The organism is Corynebacterium sp. KPL2850, assembly GCF_040225855.1.
In the GTDB taxonomy this organism is placed as follows: domain Bacteria; phylum Actinomycetota; class Actinomycetes; order Mycobacteriales; family Mycobacteriaceae; genus Corynebacterium.
Genome location: NZ_JBEHFV010000036.1, coordinates 1 through 19,491, shown reverse-complemented (window position 1 = coordinate 19,491; position 19,491 = coordinate 1). Strand labels below are relative to the sequence as shown.

At 57.2% G+C, this 19,491-nt stretch carries 18 protein-coding genes, 4 tRNA genes and 1 pseudogene; 13 read left to right on the top strand and 10 right to left on the bottom strand.

The window, feature by feature from the left end; all coding sequences use genetic code 11:
* A partial coding sequence (locus tag ABRP93_RS10425; RefSeq protein WP_349887880.1) for an HPr family phosphocarrier protein occupies positions 1 to 451 on the top strand: 451 nt, incomplete at its 5' end.
* A 456-nt stretch (positions 452 to 907) separates the two neighbouring features.
* On the opposite strand, the gene ABRP93_RS10420 is transcribed toward ABRP93_RS10425, so the two are convergent.
* The gene (locus tag ABRP93_RS10420; protein WP_349887879.1) at positions 908 to 2,386 is read right to left on the bottom strand and encodes an RNA polymerase sigma factor; all 1,479 of its coding nucleotides are present in this window, start codon (positions 2,384 to 2,386) and stop codon (positions 908 to 910) included.
* A 197-nt stretch (positions 2,387 to 2,583) separates the two neighbouring features.
* Entirely contained in the window at positions 2,584 to 3,342 is a 759-nt protein-coding gene (gene ppgK / locus ABRP93_RS10415) for a polyphosphate--glucose phosphotransferase (protein ID WP_349887878.1), read from the bottom strand.
* Between ppgK and ABRP93_RS10410 the strand changes: the two genes are divergently transcribed.
* Positions 3,341 to 4,228 carry an inositol monophosphatase family protein gene (locus ABRP93_RS10410; protein WP_502879662.1) on the top strand — a complete coding sequence of 296 codons (888 nt, stop codon included), beginning with the start codon at positions 3,341 to 3,343 and terminating at the stop codon, positions 4,226 to 4,228. The genes ppgK and ABRP93_RS10410 overlap by 2 nt on opposite strands.
* Positions 4,229 to 4,339: 111 nt before the next feature.
* Positions 4,340 to 4,630, top strand: coding sequence for a DUF4193 domain-containing protein (locus ABRP93_RS10405; RefSeq protein ID WP_023022651.1), 291 nt, complete (start codon positions 4,340 to 4,342; stop codon positions 4,628 to 4,630).
* Positions 4,631 to 5,332: 702 nt separating this feature from the next.
* Here ABRP93_RS10405 and ABRP93_RS10400 read toward each other — a convergent pair.
* Positions 5,333 to 5,803, bottom strand: coding sequence for a DUF3093 domain-containing protein (locus ABRP93_RS10400; RefSeq protein WP_023022647.1), 471 nt, complete (start codon positions 5,801 to 5,803; stop codon positions 5,333 to 5,335).
* A gap of 103 nt (positions 5,804 to 5,906) precedes the next feature.
* On the opposite strand from ABRP93_RS10400, the gene dut reads away from it, so the two are divergent.
* The 5 genes from dut (at position 5,907) to dxs (ending at position 11,356) form a co-directional block, all read left to right on the top strand.
* On the top strand, positions 5,907 to 6,380 hold the full coding sequence (gene dut, locus ABRP93_RS10395) for a dUTP diphosphatase (protein ID WP_023022645.1): 474 nt from the start codon (positions 5,907 to 5,909) through the stop codon (positions 6,378 to 6,380).
* A 13-nt stretch (positions 6,381 to 6,393) separates the two neighbouring features.
* Positions 6,394 to 7,365, top strand: coding sequence for a DUF3710 domain-containing protein (locus ABRP93_RS10390; RefSeq protein ID WP_349887876.1), 972 nt, complete (start codon positions 6,394 to 6,396; stop codon positions 7,363 to 7,365).
* A gap of 29 nt (positions 7,366 to 7,394) precedes the next feature.
* Entirely contained in the window at positions 7,395 to 8,102 is a 708-nt protein-coding gene (locus ABRP93_RS10385) for a DUF3159 domain-containing protein (protein WP_005278951.1), read from the top strand.
* On the top strand, positions 8,095 to 9,351 hold the full coding sequence (locus ABRP93_RS10380) for a class I SAM-dependent RNA methyltransferase (protein WP_023022639.1): 1,257 nt from the start codon (positions 8,095 to 8,097) through the stop codon (positions 9,349 to 9,351). The genes ABRP93_RS10385 and ABRP93_RS10380 overlap by 8 nt, the downstream gene beginning before the upstream one ends.
* Before the next feature lie 106 nt (positions 9,352 to 9,457).
* Entirely contained in the window at positions 9,458 to 11,356 is a 1,899-nt protein-coding gene (dxs, locus tag ABRP93_RS10375) for a 1-deoxy-D-xylulose-5-phosphate synthase (RefSeq protein ID WP_349887875.1), read from the top strand.
* Here dxs and ABRP93_RS10370 read toward each other — a convergent pair.
* Positions 11,353 to 12,573, bottom strand: a complete 1,221-nt coding sequence (locus ABRP93_RS10370) for an HRDC domain-containing protein (protein WP_349887874.1) — start codon at positions 12,571 to 12,573, stop codon at positions 11,353 to 11,355. The two genes, dxs and ABRP93_RS10370, sit on opposite strands and share 4 nt — an antisense overlap.
* 1 nt (position 12,574) lies before the next feature.
* Positions 12,575 to 13,249: a DUF3000 domain-containing protein gene (locus ABRP93_RS10365; RefSeq protein ID WP_349887873.1), complete on the bottom strand. Its 675-nt coding sequence runs from the start codon at positions 13,247 to 13,249 to the stop codon at positions 12,575 to 12,577.
* 152 nt (positions 13,250 to 13,401) lie between these two features.
* Here ABRP93_RS10365 and hemQ point away from each other — a divergent pair, with 152 nt between their 5' ends.
* Positions 13,402 to 14,103 (top strand): hydrogen peroxide-dependent heme synthase, encoded by a 702-nt coding sequence (gene hemQ / locus ABRP93_RS10360; protein ID WP_349887872.1) that lies wholly within the window; start codon positions 13,402 to 13,404, stop codon positions 14,101 to 14,103.
* Between the two features lie 91 nt (positions 14,104 to 14,194).
* Here the strand turns inward: hemQ and msrB are convergent, their stop codons facing one another.
* Genes msrB through ABRP93_RS10345 form a run of 3 tightly spaced genes read right to left on the bottom strand, consistent with a single transcriptional unit; the run spans position 14,195 to position 16,478 of the window.
* Complete coding sequence (gene msrB, locus ABRP93_RS10355) at positions 14,195 to 14,611, bottom strand: peptide-methionine (R)-S-oxide reductase MsrB (protein WP_023022629.1); 417 nt, start codon at positions 14,609 to 14,611, stop codon at positions 14,195 to 14,197.
* Positions 14,612 to 14,621: 10 nt separating this feature from the next.
* Positions 14,622 to 15,773, bottom strand: coding sequence for a glycosyltransferase family 87 protein (locus ABRP93_RS10350; RefSeq protein WP_349863682.1), 1,152 nt, complete (start codon positions 15,771 to 15,773; stop codon positions 14,622 to 14,624).
* A 6-nt stretch (positions 15,774 to 15,779) separates the two neighbouring features.
* Complete coding sequence (locus ABRP93_RS10345) at positions 15,780 to 16,478, bottom strand: dihydrofolate reductase family protein (RefSeq protein ID WP_349887871.1); 699 nt, start codon at positions 16,476 to 16,478, stop codon at positions 15,780 to 15,782.
* Between the two features lie 75 nt (positions 16,479 to 16,553).
* Here ABRP93_RS10345 and ABRP93_RS11720 point away from each other — a divergent pair.
* Positions 16,554 to 17,773: pseudogene (locus ABRP93_RS11720) on the top strand (IS3 family transposase).
* A gap of 81 nt (positions 17,774 to 17,854) precedes the next feature.
* On the opposite strand, the gene ABRP93_RS10325 reads toward ABRP93_RS11720, so the two are convergent.
* Together ABRP93_RS10325 and ABRP93_RS10320 are read right to left on the bottom strand one after the other, a co-directional pair.
* The gene (locus ABRP93_RS10325) at positions 17,855 to 18,757 is read right to left on the bottom strand and encodes a DMT family transporter (protein ID WP_349853703.1); all 903 of its coding nucleotides are present in this window, start codon (positions 18,755 to 18,757) and stop codon (positions 17,855 to 17,857) included.
* An 87-nt stretch (positions 18,758 to 18,844) separates the two neighbouring features.
* Positions 18,845 to 18,919 (bottom strand) — tRNA-Val (locus tag ABRP93_RS10320).
* Between the two features lie 257 nt (positions 18,920 to 19,176).
* On the opposite strand from ABRP93_RS10320, the gene ABRP93_RS10315 reads away from it, so the two are divergent.
* From ABRP93_RS10315 to ABRP93_RS10305, 3 genes are all read left to right on the top strand, one after another.
* A tRNA-Gly gene (locus ABRP93_RS10315) sits at positions 19,177 to 19,252 on the top strand.
* 53 nt (positions 19,253 to 19,305) lie between these two features.
* A tRNA-Val gene (locus ABRP93_RS10310) sits at positions 19,306 to 19,377 on the top strand.
* A 38-nt stretch (positions 19,378 to 19,415) separates the two neighbouring features.
* Positions 19,416 to 19,491: transfer RNA gene (locus ABRP93_RS10305), tRNA-Gly, on the top strand.

Sequence of the window (19,491 nt, the reverse complement as noted above, 5' to 3'; positions counted from 1 at the left end):
GGTGACTTTCGTTGATGCACCGTTGGTGGAGGCCGCCATTGCCGCGGCTACGTCTGCGCAACAAGGAGATGACCTTGCCGCCGTAGCCACGGCAGCAGCACAGGCCATTGATATCTTTGTCGCATCGAATTCTTCCCGCTCGGCGACAACTGACGAAAGCACTGCGAGTGCAACATCAGAAACGGGAGAGTCATATAAGCGAACCGTCACTGTTGCGGACGCAGCGGGCCTGCATGCCCGGCCCGCTTCAAAAGTCGCTGAAATGGCGGCGACGGCAGACGGTGACATCGTCATTACTTACGATGGTGAGGACGCTGAAGCAGATTCAGCAATGATGCTGATGTCTCTCGGCGCGCCTCATGGCGCGTCAGTCACCGTCAGCGGAGAAGCTGGTGACTCTGCCCTTGTCGACCAGATTGCAGACGGTATCGCTCAGGGACTCGACGAGTAAGTCAAGAGTACTTCCACGGGTGCCATGATATGAGGGGTAAATGGCCCGCCCGTGGTGGTTTCGTGCCCTGACTGGTTGGATAGCGGTTGAGGTGGAACGCAGCTAAGTTCCCGTGAAAGCGCAAAACCCTGAACCAACCAAATCCAGCGAATCGGTATGGCAACACCGGCAAGTTCCTACTACGCGCCTCATGCGGATGCTTATGGAGCCGGCCCAAGGCCGGCTCTTACTTCACGAATTCCGCGTCGGCGTAGACGGGGAAGATCTCACGAGAGAAGTTGTGTTCGCCTTCGATGCTCGCCGTAGAGGGAATCCCGCAGGTTCCTATAAGCGCGGCAACAGTTGTCGTGCTTTCGGCGGCTCTTCTACAGTCCATCCTGTAGGAGCTTAGATCAAAAGCGGCGAGGGATACGTAATCTCCTCGCCGCTCTCCCTTTTCGCAAGGGCTACATGCAACTAGTCCAAGTAGTCACGCAGGACCTGCGAGCGCGACGGGTGGCGCAGCTTCGACATCGTCTTGGACTCGATTTGGCGGATACGCTCGCGGGTAACGCCGTAGACCTGACCAATCTCGTCTAAAGTGCGCGGCATGCCATCGGTAAGCCCGAAGCGCAGGCGCACGACGCCGGCTTCGCGCTCGGACAACGTCGTCAGCACGTCCTGGAGCTGGTCCTGCAGCAAGGTGAAGGACACGGCATCGACGGCGATGACGGCCTCAGAGTCCTCGATGAAGTCACCCAATTGGGAATCGCCCTCATCACCGATGGTCTGGTCCAGCGAGATGGGCTCACGCGCATACTGCTGAATCTCCATCACCTTTTCTTCGGTGATGTCCATTTCCTTCGCGAGCTCCTGCGGGGTGGGCTCGCGGCCCAAGTCCTGCAGCAGCTCGCGCTGGATGCGGCCCAGCTTGTTGATGACTTCCACCATGTGCACCGGGATGCGGATGGTGCGGGCCTGGTCAGCCATGGCGCGGGTAATAGCCTGGCGAATCCACCACGTGGCGTAGGTAGAGAACTTATAGCCCTTGGTGTAATCGAACTTTTCCACCGCACGGATAAGGCCCAAGTTGCCTTCCTGAATAAGGTCCAAGAAAGCCATGCCGCGGCCGGTGTAGCGCTTGGCCAAGGAGACCACCAGGCGAAGGTTGGCCTCCAACAGGTGGTTTTTAGCCTTGCGCCCGTCCCTTGCGATGCTGCGCAAGTCGCGCTTTTCCATGGGGGAGAGCTTGGCAGCCTTATCGCCCTCCGCGCGAGCCTTTTCCATCTCGTCCATGCGGTGCTGCGCGTACAGGCCGGCCTCAATGCGCTTTGCCAAAGAGACCTCCTGCTCCGCATTAAGCAGGGCAACCTTACCGATCTGCTTGAGGTACGCGCGCACGGAGTCGGCGGAGGCGGTCAGTTGAGCATCCTTGCGCGCCTGGCGCAGGGCGACGGATTCTTCCTCGTCCCAGACTGAGGACGTATCTTCTGCTTCTTCCTCGTCTTCTTCTTCGCCCAACTCTTCCTGAATATCGTCTTCATCCAAGTCAGTAGGGGCATCGAATTCATCTTCTTCGATGTCCTCGTGGGTTGGGTCGAAGTCGGCGTCATCCGCAGGGACGTCTTGCTCAGTGGGATCGAGCTGTTCCTCTGCGTCCTCAGCCTCGGACGGTGTTTTCTCCGCAGAGTTTGCGGGGGACTCTTGCGGTTCCGCCGCGGAAGTTCGCACGGTCTTCTTGACAGCTTTCTTGGCTGATTTCTTCGCCGACTTCTTGGCGGTCTTCTTAGCCGTTTTCTTGGCAGTCTTTTTCGCCGTCTTTTTAGCTGTCTTCTTGGCGGTTTTCTTCGCCGTTTTCTTTGCCGTCTTTTTGGCGGTCTTCTTTGCAGGAGTAGATGCCTCGACTGACTTGTCGTCCTCGCCGAGTGCCTGGTCTGAAGAATCAGTGGCTGCCACGTACGCCCTTTCGACTTACTACTTGATGGAAATAGCTCACCGCACCCGCACAGGGTGGCAATAGCATTATGAAATGCTAGCGTGTGTAGGCCTTATGCAGGTCAGACACGCCCGAGAGCCATGCAATTTTGGATCGACCGCCCAGTATAGGCGATTTTTGCACAATGCCGGTAGATAGGGTTATCGCAACGGTGATTTTATGGCTCTAGGCCTTCCAATATAGCCATTGCTGCACCTACAATACCTGCACGATTTTGCAGTTGTGCAGGCATAACGGGGGTATCAATGGTTAAGTGGGGTCCCCATTTGTGGAATTTGCGAGATATGCCACCCCCGAGGAGGAAAGCTTGCGGGTTAAATAATTTCTCGTATTCTTCCAGCACGCGATTGAGCCGAACCGCCCACTCCTTGTACTTCAACCCTTCGCGTTCTTTGGCTGCGGAGGATGCAATCGCCTCGGCCTCGTCAGTTCCCACCGTGAGGTGGCCGAGCTCAGTATTGGGGAAGAGCTGCCCATTGAGGAAAAAGGCCGATCCGATGCCGGTTCCAAGTGTCAAAAAGATGACTGGTCCGGTTTTAGCCAACTCGTTTCCATATGCGACTTCCGCAAGGCCTGCGGCATCGGCATCATTCAAGACGACAAAATCTACGTCTAAATAGCGCGAAAACAACTCGGTGGTATCCACTCCTACCCACTCAGGTGAGATATTGGCAGCGGAGTGCACCGTGTGGTTGGACACCACCGAGGGCAAGGTTATGCCGACGGGCTTGTCCCATTCTTTTTCGCGCACAATTTGGGCTACCACCGTGGCTACCTCATGTGGCGTGGACGGCTGTGGGGTGGGGATCTTCAGCCGTGGGCCCACGAATTCACCGTTATTGAGGTCGACTTCGGCGCCCTTAATGCCGGAGCCGCCGATATCGACGCCAAATGAGTGGCCAGTATGAGTAGTCATGCTCGCAAGTGTAGAAGAAGGCACAATGGTTGGCATGGATCATGACATAGATTTTCTGCAGCTGCGAGATTTTGCGGAATCTACCGCAATGCGTGCGGCTGAACTTATTCGCGCACGCCGTGCAGAGTTGGTTGCTGGAGACGGTATTGCTGCACATACTCAGACAAAATCGAGCGCCGTCGACCCGGTTACGGAGGTCGATACCGCCACCGAGGAGTTTATTACGCGTACGATCAGGGAAATCCGCCCTGGAGATGGCCTGTTGGGTGAGGAAGGCGCAAGCTTCGACGGGACGACTGGGGTGCGGTGGATCGTGGACCCCATCGACGGAACCGTCAATTTCCTTTACGGCATTCCGTACTATGCGGTCTCGATTGGCGCGGAATACGACGGCCGCTTGGTAGCGGGTGCAGTGGTCAATGTGGTGCGGCGGCAGGTGTATGCCGCCGCGGCAGGAGCGGGCGCCACGGTTGCCACTACGGATGGCACGCGGTCTTCGCTACGGTGCGGTGAGCAAGACGATCCGGCGCTTTCCTTGGTAGCGACGGGATTTGGTTACGACGCACAGCGGCGCAAGCAACAGGCGGAATTGCTGACTAAATTGTTGCCGCAGGTCCGCGATATTCGCCGCATCGGCGCAGCCGCCCTTGATTTGTGCCGCGTGGCAGAGGGGAGCGTTGACGCTTATTTCGAGCACGGAATTAACGCCTGGGATTTTGCTGCCGGTGCTCTCATCGCTCGCGAGGCAGGAGCTAAAGTTCATCACCCAGGACTGGACAAGGGGTCCGCTGATGGCGAATTAACGTGGGCCGCGGGGGTGAATTTGGCACCCGCATTTGAGGAACTTTTGGCAGCACATGGCGCTAAGGGGGCGATGCGGGGGTGAAGGGTCTAAGAAATTTTTAGCAGCAGGATGACATATCGGTGTTTGTCCTTTACTATGCGCGATCGATAAACAACTATTCCTAAAGCAACTCGACTAATAGGGGCGTGTATTATGGCCACCGATTATGACGCACCGCGCCGCGGCGCAGAAGAAGAACTTGAAACTGACTCTTTAGAGGGACTGAAAGCAGCTGAACCCGAAAGCAACGGCATGGATGACGATGGCGAAATCGTCGAAGCATTCCAACCGCCATCAGTTGACCTGACCGGCGAGGAACTCAACGTACAGGTCGTTCCCCGTCAAGAAGACGAATTTACCTGCGGATCCTGCTTTTTGGTCCAGTCCAATAAGCGTTATTCGCACGAAGAAGATGGCATGCCCATCTGTAAGGATTGTGCCTAAGCAGCCGGTATTGGCCTAGCTAGTCGATATTGCGCACAATCCAAATAAAGATTCACCCCGCCGCAGTTTGCAATGGTAAACGCGGCGGGGTTTGAAGTTTCCTTGTCTAGCAGACACCCAATGTGCGTGGGACCTAACTCCCTGGGGCCTCTACTTTCTGAGGGCGGTAAATCCTCTCAGTCATCCGGTTCTATCTAGGGCTGCTCGTCTTTGCTCTTTCCATCCGGTACGCTGCCTTGCTTCTGCCGTTTCTCCCATAGGTATCTACGACCCAGGAAGATGGGCAAGACTAGAACGAAGTAAAAAGCCATGTACCCCACTACGTGAAGGAAGATGCCGTCAGAGCTTACTTCGCTCCAGGCCACCCCCTCTACGCTTGATGAGGACACTCCACGCCAACCAGTTACTTGACTGACATAGAATTCAGCGATGACCATTAGTGGCAGTAGCACAAAGGAAAACCACCACGGAGGTATTCAGGGTTTCCCATCTTTCTGAGTTCTGCGTAGAGCTCCTCCGAAACCCATTGAGATCTCCTCCTAGTCCAACTGTTCACAGACAGTACAAGAACCCGCGTAAGGTGCGACCGAAATTCTTTTTTAATTCTATCTTTCGGGCTTGCTCGGGGGATGCAGTAGCAACGAAAACACCAACGGCACTCTCACAGGTGACGCCTTCTAAAAAGCAGCGATTCCCTAGAATCTACGAACCTTTTGCGTGCTGCTCCGGCAGGAAGGCGCGGAGCAGTTGGTCTGGATCTTTCGAGGCAATGAGCCAATATGGGGTGTCATCCTCCGGATCATTGAGGACCATCATGGCGTGCTCGTCAATCCACGCATGAGAGACCAGGAATGCGGCCGGATCGAATTGCGGGCCCAGTGCGTTATGGCGCGCAGACTTTGGAACGGTAATCGAACGAGAGACAACCTCATTGGGCAACTGTGCATCCTTGACGAGCAGCCACCGCGTTCCATCTTCATCTTGTTCTACCTGCACAACGGTCCCAGACCACGTGATGAGGACCCAGATAGCGATGGCGCCGAGCAGGACTGCGGGAATGATGGTCCACCACACAGAGCGGTTAAGTCCGGCCGTGGCTGAGGTTAAAGCCACAACGATTGCTGCAAAAATCCAGAAGTACCACGGCACCCACTGGCGTTCGCGATACAACACTTTCGGGGCAGCGGGTTGAGGAGCAGAAATATCAGACACGCCTAGGCATTCTAGTCCACTCCAGGCACAGAATGAACCGACTGGGGCAGGTAGGATTGGCTAAGTGACTGATTCGAATTCGCTACCGCAGGAACAAACGCCAGTAGGAGACGTAAAAATTAAGCGCCTCGATAAAGGGCTCCCGATGCCATTTCGGGCGCATCGGGGCGACGCCGGCGCCGATCTCTACGCCGCCGAGGCGCTTACTCTCCAGCCTGGCGAACGCGCCCTTGTCGGCACCGGTATCGCCATGGCCTTACCGCTCGGCACCGTGGGATTAATCCATCCGCGGTCCGGCCTAGCAGCCAAACACGGGCTGTCCATTGTCAATACGCCGGGTACCGTGGATGCTGACTACCGCGGGGAGATCAAGGTGTGCCTGATTAACCACGATCCCCACACCCCGATCGAGATAGAGCGCGGCATGCGCATCGCTCAACTCGTGGTACAGCGTGTAGAACTAATGGATTTTAGCGAAGTAGAAGACTTGGATGAGACCGACCGCGGTACCGGCGGCTACGGATCAACCGGGGTATAGGAAGGATTAAAAAATGGGCATTTGGCCATTTGGAAAAAAGAAAAACGATGACGGCCGAAAGGAAGAGCCGGAGAACTCTCAGCAGTCGCAGTCGCAAGAGCCTGCTGCTGATTCCGCAGGATCGGCTTCGGCTGACTCGAATTCTTTTGAATCCGTAAAAGATACGGCTGCCGATGCCGCCGCAGCATCGGGACAGGTGCCAACGGAGTTTGCCCACGATGCCGTGAACGGCGAAACCGGGCCCTTCGATGGCGATTCCGTCAATATCGAAGACTTTGACTTTTCTGATTCTTCCATCGGCATCCTTGACCTTGGCTCGATGCGCATTCCGCTGCCCAAGGATTCCCAGGTCCAGGTAGAAATGGGCGAACAAGGCCCGAAGATGCTGCACATTGTCACCAAGGCGGGCCGTATTACTCCCGTTGCCTTCGCAGCTCCACGCAAGCCTGGCCAGTGGGCTGAATCCGTGGAAGAAATCAAGGAAGGCATGAGCCGCGATGGGCTATCCGTCACCACGGAGCAAGGCCCTTGGGGGCTGGAAATCGTTGGCAAAAATGACAACGGCCAACTGCGCGTCATTGGCGCCGAAGGCCCGCGGTGGATGCTGCGCTTAACTCTTGCAGCACCTACCGGCCTTGAAGAAGATTTAGCGCAGATCGCGCGCGACGTAGCATCGCGAACCTTTGTCTACCGCGGTGAAGATCCCATTTTGGCGGGCAATGCACTGCCGGTCATCATGCCCAAGCAGCTGGTGGAGCAGGTCAAACAAGCCATGGAAAAGCGTCAGCAGGACCAATCAGGCGCAAATTCCCAGGGGCAGGCGGCCCAAGGTCACCCAGAAAACGGGGTAGGCGGCCCCGATCCCGCAGCTGAGGCGGAAGCCGAACAGCAACTGCGCGATTTGGGCGCGCAGCCACCCAAGGGGAACAATGAATCTCCCGCACATGACAAAGACAAGGGGTCTAACCCCGATACCGATAAGTAAGTAAAGCAGAACGCTACGTGAGTAACTCTTTGCCGGAGCCGCAGGCTCCACAGCTAGGCGACGACCAGGACCGCGATACTGAGCCAACTCTGTTGGAACAAATGGGAGGCCTTCCCGGACTGGTTGCGGCCACCTTGCCCATCGTCGTCCTTATTCCAGTTAATAGCCTTTACGGCCTAACCCCGGCGCTCATCTCCGCGCTGGGTGTGGCGGTAGTGATCGCCATATGGCGCATCGTTCGCAAACAGACCATTCAGCCGGCCATCTCTGGCCTTATCGGGGTGGCCATTTGCGCCGCCATCGCCTGGTTTACCGGCGATGCCAAAGGCTACTTCCTATACGGCATTTGGATGTCACTGGCCCTGTTTATCGCCGCGTCGCTATCAATTCTCTTCCGGTGGCCGGCCGTTGGCGTTATCTGGAAGGGCTTGAACGGCGATGATATGGCCTGGCAGAAGGTAAAGCTTGCGCGCAGGGCCTATTCCATTGCCACCGCCGGGTGGGCCGTTATCTTCTTAGCGCGGTTTATCATCCAGCGGGCGATTTATGATGCCGGGGAGACGACCGCCTTGGGCATTACCAGGATCGTCATGGGCTGGCCCTTGACGCTATTGGTGACCGCATTGACCGTGTGGATGGTGCGCCGCGCAGATGCCGCGGTAGAAGCGGCAGAAAATGCCGGGCTTGCCACAAGTTCAGATCGCAGTACACAAGAGTTCGAGGCAGAAAATGAATGAGTCCGCTCTATCTCGCGGAGACACCCTGGAGGTCACCATTGACCGCATGGCCCATGGTGGACTTGGCATCGGCCACGCCTCAGACGGGCGCGTCGTCTTCGTTCCCCGGGCTTTTCCGGGGGACACGGTTCGCGCAACCGCCGGTAAGGTGAAAAAGTCCTTTATCAAGGGCGAACTCGATAGCATCGTCACCGCAGGGGCTCTGCGCGTACCCAGTAGTTGCCCCGCCGCGGAGCTTGGTGCTGGGTGCTGCGATTTTGCAGAGTTGGATCCCGCAGCGGAACTAGACATCAAGATGGACGTTCTCCGCGAACAGCTGCGCCGTAGCGGCATAGAAGGGCTCGAGTCCCTCACTATTGAACAACACGACCTGCCGCCGGTACGGGGCTGGCGGACGAGGGTCAGGTTGGGCGTCGACAAGCAAGGCCGCGCCGGATTGCGGAAGTACCGCTCGAATGAGCTGGTGACTTCTGTCGGTTGTACCCAACTAGCAGATGGCCTGATTGATGGTTTGGTAGGCGACGGCGCGCGGCGTTTTACCCCGGGGGCCGAAATCGTCGCGGTTCTCGATGGCGCGGGTAACCGGCATGTGGTGGAAACGCGCAAGGCACCGCGGGGCAGGCGCGTGGAGACCATTCGCGAGGTCATCGAGGGCTCTGGCACCGTGGTCGAATACGTCAATGGCCGCGAGTTTTCCTTCCCTGCCACGGCCTTTTGGCAAGCGCATGTGGCGGCGCCGGAACTTTATAGCGCTGTGGCGGGGCAGTGGCTGGCCGGCCGGAATTACCAGCAGAAGATTGCCTGGGATTTGTACGGCGGCGTCGGACTATTCGCGCCCGCGCTATCAGAAGCCACCGGTGGAAAAGTCATTTCCGTGGACTATTCGCCCGCGGCAACGGCGTCTACGCAGCCGGGGCTGCGCGATATCGATATTGCAGTCAAATCCGCGAAGGTAGAACAGGTTGCTGCGCAATTGCCCCAACCTGGTGCCGTGGTGCTCGATCCGCCGCGAACCGGGGCGGGCGAGCAGGTTATCCGCGCCGTGGCGGAGGCAAAGCCGCAGGCCGTGGTGCATGTGGGCTGCGATCCCGCAACCTTTGCCCGCGATCTATCCCTGTGGCACAGCGCTGGGTACAAGCCTGAGAAAATGGCGCTAATCAATGCCTTTCCTGGCACCCATCACTTTGAGGTTATCTCTCTTATTACCCCAGATAAGGAAGCAGATAAGCCGGCGCAGAGTTCCGTTTAACGCGAAAATACCTCGCCTGAAGTAATGAGCCGATATAAAAGAAAATACGGACCACGGGTACGGTGGATAGGAAGAACTAAGCACAGAAGGAGTTGAAGGCCGCTCCATGACTATCTTGGATACCATAAACTCGCCGCAAGACCTGAAGGCACTGCCTGCAGAAAAGTTGGAGGAACTTGCGGCGGATATTCGCCAGCGCCTCATCGATAAGGTATCGGTGACAGGCGGGCACTTGGGGCCCAATTTGGGCGTGGTGGAATTGACCATTGCGCTGCACCGGGTCTTTGATTCCCCGCGCGAGCCCATCATCTTTGATACCTCCCACCAGTCTTATGTGCACAAAATGCTGACAGGCCGCACGGCCCAATTCGATACCCTGCGCCAAAAGGGCGGCCTGTCCGGTTATACGGACCGCGGTGAGTCCGAGCATGACTGGACGGAATCCTCGCATGCTTCCGCCTCGCTTTCGACCGTGGATGGACTCTCTAAGGCCTTCAAGATTCGCGGGGAAGGCCACCGCAACGTCATCGGCATCGTCGGCGATGGCGCGCTTACCGGCGGCATGTGCTGGGAAGCGCTCAATAATATCTCTGAAGATAAAAAGCGCAATGCGGTCATCGTGGTCAATGACAACGGACGTAGCTATTCGCCCACGATTGGCGGCATTTCTGAAAACCTGGGGCGCATTCGTTCCCAGCATGGTTACGATGAGCTCATGGAGCAGGGCAAACGCCGCCTGAAATCCATGGGGTGGGTAGGCGAGCGCGCCTTTGATGCGCTCCATGCCATGAAAGAAGGCGTCAAGTCCACCGTCTTGCCCACGGAGATTTTCCCTGAGCTGGGCATTAAATATATTGGCCCCATCTACGGCCATGACATCGATGGCTTGGTGCATGCGCTTTCCTATGCCCGCGATTATGAGGGTCCCATTATCGTGCATGTGGTCACGGAAAAGGGCCACGGGTTTGCGCCTGCGGTCAATGAGCCGAAGGATCAGATGCACTCGACGGGTGCCATCGACCCAGTAACCGGCGTTGCCAAGGGCACCAAGCAGCCGGGGTGGACGGCCGCATTTTCTGAAGAATTGATCGCGGCGGCGGAAAAACGCGATGACATCGTTGCAATCACCGCAGCCATGGCGGGACCTACGGGGCTAGCTCCCTTCCAGGAACGCTTCCCGGATCGGTTCTTTGACGTGGGCATCGCCGAGCAGCACGCGATGGCCTCTGCCTCTGGTTTGGCTTTGGGCGGCATGCACCCCGTGGTGGCTGTGTATTCCACGTTCCTGAATAGGGCCGTGGATCAAGTGATCATGGATATTGCCTTGCTCAAGCTGCCGGTGACCATCGTGCTGGACCGCGCCGGTGTGACGGGCTCTGATGGCGCCTCCCACAACGGAATTTGGGATATGTCCTTAATGAGCATTGTCCCTGGCATGCACATCGCTGCCCCGCGCGATGGTGCGCGCCTGCGCGAGCTCTTCCACGAGTCGCTGGACATTGATTCTGGGCCCTCGGTCGTCCGGTTCCCCAAGGGAAACTTGCTGCCCGATATGGAAGCCGTGGATACGCTTGCCGATGGCGTCGATATCCTCTACTACGGCGAGGCCGACGCGGGCGAAGATACCCCCGAGGTCCTCATCGTTTCTATCGGTGCAATGTCCGCACGGAGCATTAAGGCCGCGCAAGAGCTGGAGAAGCAGGGGCTTAACGTCACGGTTATTGACCCGCGGTGGGTCGCGCCGGTGGCTAGTTCCGTTATCGCTATGGCGGCAGATCACGATCTGGTGGTGACGGTAGAAGATGGCCTCATTCGCGGCGGCATCGGGTCCATGATTGCTGAGGCCCTTGGCGCGGCCGAGGTGGATACCCCCGTGCGGCGCCTCGGCGTTCCTGGGTATTTCCCCAAGCACGGCTCCCGCGGCGAGGTTTTGGAAGAGTTTGGCCTAAGCCCAGAGCTCATTGCTGCATCGATTACCGAGTGGGTAGAAAACCTCACCGATTAGTGCGGCTGGGAAAATAGGCTCGCGATCAATGCCGGGGAAACGAGGTTGACCTGCCATGACCGCGCGCCTTCGCGTTCTAGGAAGGCGGGCACGTCATCCGGTTGGCTGATGGTTCCGCTCCCGCCAATGGTCGCCCACACTGTGGCGCGGAGGGTAGCGGGGCGAAGTAGCAGCTCCGGTGGTAGCCCGAGCTCTTCGGCGATGTCCCCAACGGCGGCGCGGACTTGCTGATACTCCTCCCACAGTTCTGGATACTCCCTTGACCACACCGATTTGGAGGGGACGGTTCTTTCCTCACGGAGCGCACCCGGGCGCCCCCGCGGTGGAACTTTCTGGGACTGCTGCACCGCCCGCAACCAGCGCTGCGCGGCACCCTTGCGCCGGCGCGGAAACCCCTTGATGCGGGTGAGCTGCGGCTGCGTGCTGGGCAAAACCCGGGCTATCTCCACCAGCACCTTATTGGGCAGCACGCGCCCAGGTGCGGTATCGGTTCGCCGGCTAATATCATCGCGCAGATTCCACAAAGACTGCGCCGCGGCGCGCTGCTTCCCATTCTTTAAGCTCGAAACTCCCTTGATATCGCGCCAGGAGCCCGGCTGTGGGGAGGTGTCATGTGCATGCTTGGCGACGATTGCCGCGCACTCCTCCAGCATCCACTCCAGCTTTTCTTGTTCGGCCAAGATATCGCGCAGCGTCGTGGCTAGTTCCAGCAGGAGCTCGACATCGAGCGCGGCATAAGCGCGCATTTCTTCACTCAACTGCGGGATGGACCAGTCATCGTCACCGTGGCCTTTTTCTAACTGGACATCCAAAAGCTCCGCGATAATGGCGCCCAAATTGGTGCGGTGAAAGCCAGCAAACCGGGCGGCTAATTCCGTATCGAAAAGGGTGCCGGGAAAAAGCCCGAGCCACCCAAGAGAGGGGAGATCCGAGGGTGCGGCGTGAATGATCCAATGCTGCCCATTGAGCACCGGGGCCAGCGCCTGCGTTAACTCCGCGCGGTGGCCTTCTGGGGCAAAAAGCATCGTCCCAGCGCCGCGCCGGCGAATCTGGATGAGAAAGGCGCGGTCATCGTACCGGTAGCCTGAGGCGCGTTCGGTATCGATGGCAAAGGGCCCAGTACCAGCCTTTAGCTGATTGGCTGCAGCGGCGAATTCCGCCGGGGTGGATAAGACCTTCGGAATACCCTCTTTCGGCTGCTTCCGAAATTCCACCATCTTAGCGGCCGAGCTCAGTAACGCCTTCAGGCGGCAGGCCCGCGACGTTGGCTAATACTTGTGCAAAGGCCTGCACGTGCGGCGCTAAATCTAGTCCCTCCGCGGTCCACGATGCGCGCATTTCAATCTGATAAGCGCGCGGGGGACCGCCGATCTCCCCGAAGCGGACCGAGGCGGTGGAGGTGACGGTGCCGCCGAGATTGGTAAGCTCCGCGCCCTCTTTTTCTAAGCCTTCATTGAGCCACTGCCAGGCGACGTCCGGAAGCAACGGATCTCCTGCAACCGAATCATCCATATCGGCCTGGATATACGCCACTAGGCGCATCGCGCCCTCCCAGGCCTCTTCCGCGCCCGGGTCATGGAGGAGGATGAGGCGCCCGAAGGCATCACCATCTGAATCGGTGGCGATAATATCGGGCTCCTCTTCCGTGCCCACCTCGAGGCCAATGGCGTGGCTAAAGGGCGCTAGCCGCTGCGGTGGGCGAATGGACCCGAGGCTAATTTCTGGGCGAAGAGTGGTCGCGTGCATGGACTCTACCGCCTGAGTAAAAGCCGGTGGCGTCGTCGGCTCTTGGGCCTCGTCGTTGCGGCGTAGGGAGGTAAAGGCTGCGCCATCTCCGGAGTTGGCTCCGGCATTCTTACCGGCGCTGGGCGTGGTCGATTCGGAATTACTCACCTTGATAAAGCTATAGTTTCGCTACCTTGAGCTGGCGGAGGCGCGCCGATAGTGGGAGGTGTACAGGGGGGGGAGAGATGACAATCGATGTAACTCGAACTTATGATGGATATGTCCGAATACTCGAATAAGCTTCTGCAAAGGAGAAGGCAATGGCGAAGCTCGATTTCAAGGAACTCAACGAGGTACAGCAATACTCCCAACACGCCGTTTTCAAGGTGATTCCAGGCGGGCTGGGCAGCGAGCGCGAAGAGATCATCTCCCAAGCCCAAGAATTCTTTGCGGAGCTAGAAAAGGACAATAAGGTCACTGTCCGCGGCGTCTACGATCTGACCGCGATGCGTGATTCTGCGGACTTCATGATCTGGTGGCACGCCGAGGAATTTTCCGATATCCAGAAAGCCTTCGGCGATTTCCGCCGGGAGACAACCTTGGGCCAGGTTAGCGAAGTAACGTGGATTGGAAATTCCCTGCATCGGCCGGCCGAGTTCAATAAATCCCACCTGCCTTCCTTCATCATGGGGGAAGAGCCCAAGGAGTGGATTTCCGTCTACCCATTCGTGCGTTCGTATGACTGGTACACGATGGATGAAGAAAAGCGTCGCCGCATTTTGATGGAGCACGGCATGCAGGCACGCGACTACCCCGACGTGCGCGCCAATACGGTGCCGGCATTCGCGCTTGGGGATTATGAGTGGGTTCTTGCCTTTGAGGCCGACGAGCTACACCGCATTGTGGACCTGATGTATAAGATGCGCTATACCGAAGCCCGCCATCACGTTCGCGAGGAAATTCCATTCCACACCGGACGCCGCGTGAAGGACATCGCAGAACTCATCCAGGTTCTGCCCTGAGGATTGAAATAAAAACAGCGCTGGGAGCGCCCTTTATTGGAGGGAGCTCCCAGCGCTGTAGTTTGATCTCACTGCGCGTGGTAGTGAAATCCTAGTTTTCCTCGATGGGCTTTTCTTCCAGGTTCAAGGAAATAGAGTTAATGCAGTAGCGCAGGTCAGTCGGGGTATCGTAGCCTTCGCCTTCGAAAACGTGACCCAAGTGGGACTCGCAGTTGGCGCATAGGACCTCGACGCGGCGCATGCCCAGGGAATTATCTTCCCGCTCGATAATCTTGTCACCGGCTAGCGGGGAGAAGAAGGAAGGCCAACCACAGTGGGAAGCAAACTTCTCGGTGGAACGGAATAGCTCCTCGCCGCAGGCCTTGCAGGAGTAGACACCCTCTGTGGTGGTATCTGTGTATTCGCCCACGTGCGGCGGCTCCGTGCCTGCTTCGCGCAATACGTAATATTCTTCGGGGCTAAGGCGCTTTTGCCAATCGGCATCAGCAATGAGCTTAAAATCAGTCATGACTTTAAGTTTAATCCTTTATTTGCGTGGCACGCCACCACCCTGCAACGCAGGCGAAGATGATGACGATGAGCAGGCTCCAGCCCACGGTCCCTGAGAAGGTGTTCATCCACCGCCCGGCATCGGGATGCGCGTGCGACGTCCATGTCACCGGGGCCAAGAATAGGAACGCAGCCACCCATGCGCCCACCGAGTGAAAGACCGAGCGCGGCAGGAGCACGGTGAATATTAGCGGGAATAGCCACATTGAATAATATTGCTGTCCTAGCGAGGACAAGAAGAAAATCCCAACCATAATCGTGCCACTCGTCGTCAGTGCCCAAAATACTGGTTCGGATTGTCGCCACCGCAACAGTCCGAGCACCGCGCACGCGACCAAGGCGGCGAAGATTGCCCACACCACCCAGTAGAGGACGGGGCCGAATTCCACATAGGCGCGTAATCCCGCCCAGGATGAGTTGGCATAATCGCGGGTCGTGGAAAGATAGGGCACCAGCTTGTCCAGGTAACCGCTAGCACCCGGTACGAGCGGCCACGCGAGGACATTGAGCACAATCGGAATCCCAAGCCCCGCGAGGAGGTTACGCCACTGTAGTTTGACCAGAGGCAAGAATAGGAGGGGTGCGAATTGGGGCTTAATCAAAATGGCTAGCCCGATGGCTATACCGGAAACCCACGCGAGCTGCGGGGTGCGCTCAGCCTCTAAGAAAGCCCACAGGAAAAGCGCCATGCAGAATAAGAGCGCACCGTTGATATTGGTAAACGCCAAAGTATTGGTGACGGATTCAGTGGCGAAGGCTAAAGCAATTGAGACTGGAAACACCGGCGAGCTGAGCTTTCTTCCCACCACGTGGGTCAGTAGCGCCAGTGCCGCAATAATGCCAAGGGCGTTGACCACGATGAAAAGGCCGCGCGCTAGGCCGAAATCGAGCCACGCTAAAGGCGATAAGAATAGCGTTGCACCCGGGGTGTAGAGATACAACGGATCCACATGGTTATACGCCTGCTCATACACCGGAATGCCGTCGACTATGCGTCTTAGCGCCCTATAGACCGTAGTGAAATCATCAGTCAACGTTCCATTGCGCGCCACGACGAAAACGCGCTGGATGACGAGGAGAACGGCAATAGGCCATGCGGCGGCGTTTATTCGAGCAGTCACGACCTCTTAGTCTACGGGCTCCGCTGCCCGCGAGTACCGCAGAAACACCGTGCTATCTGTATCGGCGGCAACATTGTCTAGCTGCATTCGGCGGTGGGAGTGCGTGCCATGAAAGGTAGCCACGGGTTTTTCTACGCCGGTGGAAAGGTGGGGATCCAGGGTTAAATACATCTGGTCAATGGCATCGATATGCACCAGCTGGCCGAGCATTCCTGGCCCACCCTCGCAGAGGATGCGCTGAAAACCACGCTCCCGCAATACGCGGAGGTAGTCCTGCATGGTGCCTTCACCTGCATCGATTACCTCTGCGCCCGCCGCCTCAAGAGGACCTTTCCTCGCGGAGACCTCCGGGTTCTGCAGCGCCGCGTGGGGGACAAGGAAGAGCGGGGCGGTGGTGAAGTGAGTTAAAAATTTCGAGTTCGGATCAAACTTCAAGCTTTGCGTGGGTACGGCAATGGGAGCGGGAGGCGAATCGGGAGAGTGTTGCTCTACTCCCGAATAATCTTCTGACCTGACCGTTTGCCCACCCACAAAAACAACGTCCGCCCAGCCACGCAGGGCCTGGAAAAGCTTTCCGTCGGTGTCATTGCCCATGGCCTCAGAAAGGTCGTTGATGGTGGCAGACCCGGTGAGGGTAGAAACCATATTGGCCCGGAGGGCGGGTAGGTAAGAGGGCTCGGGCCCTAAAAGCGAAGCGATGTCCATGTTGTGCCAGTGTAGTGAGGTTACCCTCGTTTGGTGGACACCCGATTAGTGCGGATTTTGTGTCCGTAGGAGAGGATGTTCATTGTGAGTCAACAACGCCAGAAATACACGCCTGAGTACCGGCGTGAAGCCGCAAACCTAGTAATCGAGTCAGAACGCCCGATTGCTCATGTAGCCAAAGAAATTGGTGTCGCACCTGGCCTTTTAGGCCGGTGGGTGAAAAATGAGCGTCAACGCCGAGGATCCTCTGATGGGCTAAGCGAGGCGGATCTTCGTGCTGAGAACGCTCGTCTGCGTCGTGAGCTGGCAGAAGCCAAGATGGATAACGAGTTTTTGTCAAAAGCGACAGCCTTCTTCGCCGCAAAGCAACGCGATCAGAAAAGTTCGAATTAATGTAGCCAGAGCAAGGCGAACTACAGTATCAAGCGCATGGCGCGCTTGTTGAAGGTATCTCGGTCTGGATACTACAAATGGGCCCATATGCAGCAGCCACGCTTATCCGGTAATGATGATCGGACATCTTTTTACGATGATGTTGATCGCAAGATTCATCAGATCTGGAAAGACTCCGATGAGGTCTATGGTGCTCCGCGGATTACCGCAGAACTCGCCGATCGCTACCAGATCAGTGTGAATCGTAAGACTGTGGCTAAGCGGATGCGCCTGATGGGAATTGAAGGGATTTCACCGCGTGCTTTTGTGCCCGTGACAACGATTCAATCTAAACGTAAGTCGAGTCTTCCTGACCTGGTAAAGCGCATGTTTGATACCGGCGAGCTCAACCGGGTATGGATGTCGGACATTACCTACCTGCGCACCGGCGAGGGTTGGTTGTACTTATGCGCAGTTCGCGATGGTCATTCCCGCAGGGTACTGGGCTGGGCTATGGATAGCGTGCAAGATACAAGTTTGGTCGAACGAGCACTGCGGATGGCGCACACGCTTCCGTGGTGACGCTCCTGACGGGCTGGTGTTTCACGCCGACCGGGGAACCCAATTCACCAGTGAGAAGCTCTGGGAGGTGTGCCGCAACCTAGGTGTTGCTCAGTCTGTGGGGCGTACCGGGGTGTGCTTCGATAACGCGATGGCCGAGTCGTTCTGGTCGACGCTTAAAACTTAAGTTCTACGACCGGAAGCGCTGGCCAACCCGCGATGCTGCCCGCAAGGCCGTTGCCTACTGGATTGAAGTCGTCTACAACCGTCGGCGCCGGCATTCCGCTCTCGGGATGGTCAGCCCCGTCGATTTCGAGAACCACACCACCCAAACCAGAAACGAAGAAGAAATAGCTGCCTAACCACTAGGTAGCTCCACTACGTGTCCACGATTTGCGGGCAACCCCAGTAGTGGTTGTGCGGGACGTGAATCGTCCTGGCGGCTACACCAGCCTAATAAGCACCACGCCGGTCAAGAGAAGGGCAATCCCTAGAACCTGGCGAGATTTAATGGGGGCGCCGCTGACGCGGTCAATGATGAGCGAGCCCAGCATCGAGCCAAGCAGGCCGGCGACGACTGTGAGGCCGGTGCCAATCTGTGGAACGAGGGCGGCGTTACCGAAGATGAAAAGCGCGCCCAATACACCGCCTATCCACATCCACCACGGGTTGGGTTTTCCTTCTGGGTGCTCGATGCGCGGGCGCCAGCGCAACACGATATTGACGATGACCAGGGCGGTAACGCCGACGGCGAAAGAAACCAGCGCAGCGCTCACCGGAGAGCCCGTGACTTGGCCCAGGTGGCCGTTGATGGCAGATTGGCTAGCGGTAAAACAGCCAAAGACAAATCCGGCTAGCCGCCACAGCCACAGGGCGGTCGCGGAATCTTCATTACTTGTTGCTGCGCTCGGGGTGGCAACTACTGCAATTACGCCGGCAAGCACGATAATGGCACCGATGGCGCGCAATGCGGTTAGAGAAGATTGAGGGGATTCGAAGAGCCCGAAGTGGTCAACAATGAGACCCATGATAACTTGCCCGGCGATAGGTAAGACCACAGTCTGTACCGCGCCTAAGTGTGGAAAGAGAAGAATATTTCCGGTCAGAGCCACAACTCCCAGCAAACCGCCGAACCAAATCCAGAGTGGTTCATCAAAAGCCTGCGCAATGCCGTAATCCCCGCCGGTAATGGCCGTGGCCACGATAAGCAGGGTGACCGTTCCCACGGCGAAGGAAATCATCGAGGAGGAAAACGGGGTACCGGTGGAGGCGCGAAGGCGGGTATTGACCAGCGTTTGTATCGGTAAGACCAGACCAGCAAGAATTCCCAAAAGTATCCACAACACGAGTGGACACTTTACTCAGATAAGACAAAAAGCCCACTTGAATGGGAAAGCCCACCTAAGCGAAGAAAATTAAGCTTAAGTGGGCGGTGGTGGTCCTAACTGGGATTGAACCAGTGACCTTTCCGGTGTGAACGGAACGCTCTCCCACTGAGCTATAGGACCTTGCGGGGGATAAATCTACACCCGGTGCGTTCCATTTTCCTAATTGGCTGGATGGAGGGCGTGGAAGATGTGGGTTAAAGCTGAAATGCCTAGAAAGGCTGGCTTGCGGATTAAATGACAACATTGCAATTTACAGCGCCGATAAGTGAGTGATTTACGCCGCGCAATAGGGGTGCTGGGCTGGGGATTTGGAAACTGACAGGGAGCACGATAATGTTTGTTCACGCACCGCAAAGCATTAAGCACTGCGGCGCGATGCGGATGTAGCGCAGTTGGTAGCGCATCACCTTGCCAAGGTGAGGGTCGCGAGTTCGAGTCTCGTCATCCGCTCCACGCTTTTCTTGAGGGTGTTACACCACACAGGAAAGTGGAACTAAATGAATAGCGCGCGATTAGCTCAGTGGGAGAGCGCTTCCCTGACACGGAAGAGGTCACTGGTTCAATCCCAGTATCGCGCACAAGGACTTTGTCCTAGAAACCGGGCCTGGTTTCGCATGCGGATGTAGCGCAGTTGGTAGCGCATCACCTTGCCAAGGTGAGGGTCGCGAGTTCGAGTCTCGTCATCCGCTCCA

Bases quoted from the DNA above. Each gene is read 5' to 3' on its own strand.
- ABRP93_RS10410 (WP_502879662.1), top strand. From the start codon at position 3,341: ATGCTCGCAAGTGTAGAAGAAGGCACAATGGTTGGCATGGATCATGAC.
- ppgK (WP_349887878.1), bottom strand. From the start codon at position 3,342: ATGACTACTCATACTGGCCACTCATTTGGCGTCGATATCGGCGGCTCC.
- ABRP93_RS10405 (WP_023022651.1), top strand. From the start codon at position 4,340: ATGGCCACCGATTATGACGCACCGCGCCGCGGCGCAGAAGAAGAACTT.
- ABRP93_RS10390 (WP_349887876.1), top strand. From the start codon at position 6,394: ATGGGCATTTGGCCATTTGGAAAAAAGAAAAACGATGACGGCCGAAAG.
- ABRP93_RS10380 (WP_023022639.1), top strand. From the start codon at position 8,095: ATGAATGAGTCCGCTCTATCTCGCGGAGACACCCTGGAGGTCACCATT.
- dxs (WP_349887875.1), top strand. From the start codon at position 9,458: ATGACTATCTTGGATACCATAAACTCGCCGCAAGACCTGAAGGCACTG.
- ABRP93_RS10370 (WP_349887874.1), bottom strand. From the start codon at position 12,573: ATGGTGGAATTTCGGAAGCAGCCGAAAGAGGGTATTCCGAAGGTCTTA.
- hemQ (WP_349887872.1), top strand. From the start codon at position 13,402: ATGGCGAAGCTCGATTTCAAGGAACTCAACGAGGTACAGCAATACTCC.
- msrB (WP_023022629.1), bottom strand. From the start codon at position 14,611: ATGACTGATTTTAAGCTCATTGCTGATGCCGATTGGCAAAAGCGCCTT.
- ABRP93_RS10345 (WP_349887871.1), bottom strand. From the start codon at position 16,478: ATGGACATCGCTTCGCTTTTAGGGCCCGAGCCCTCTTACCTACCCGCC.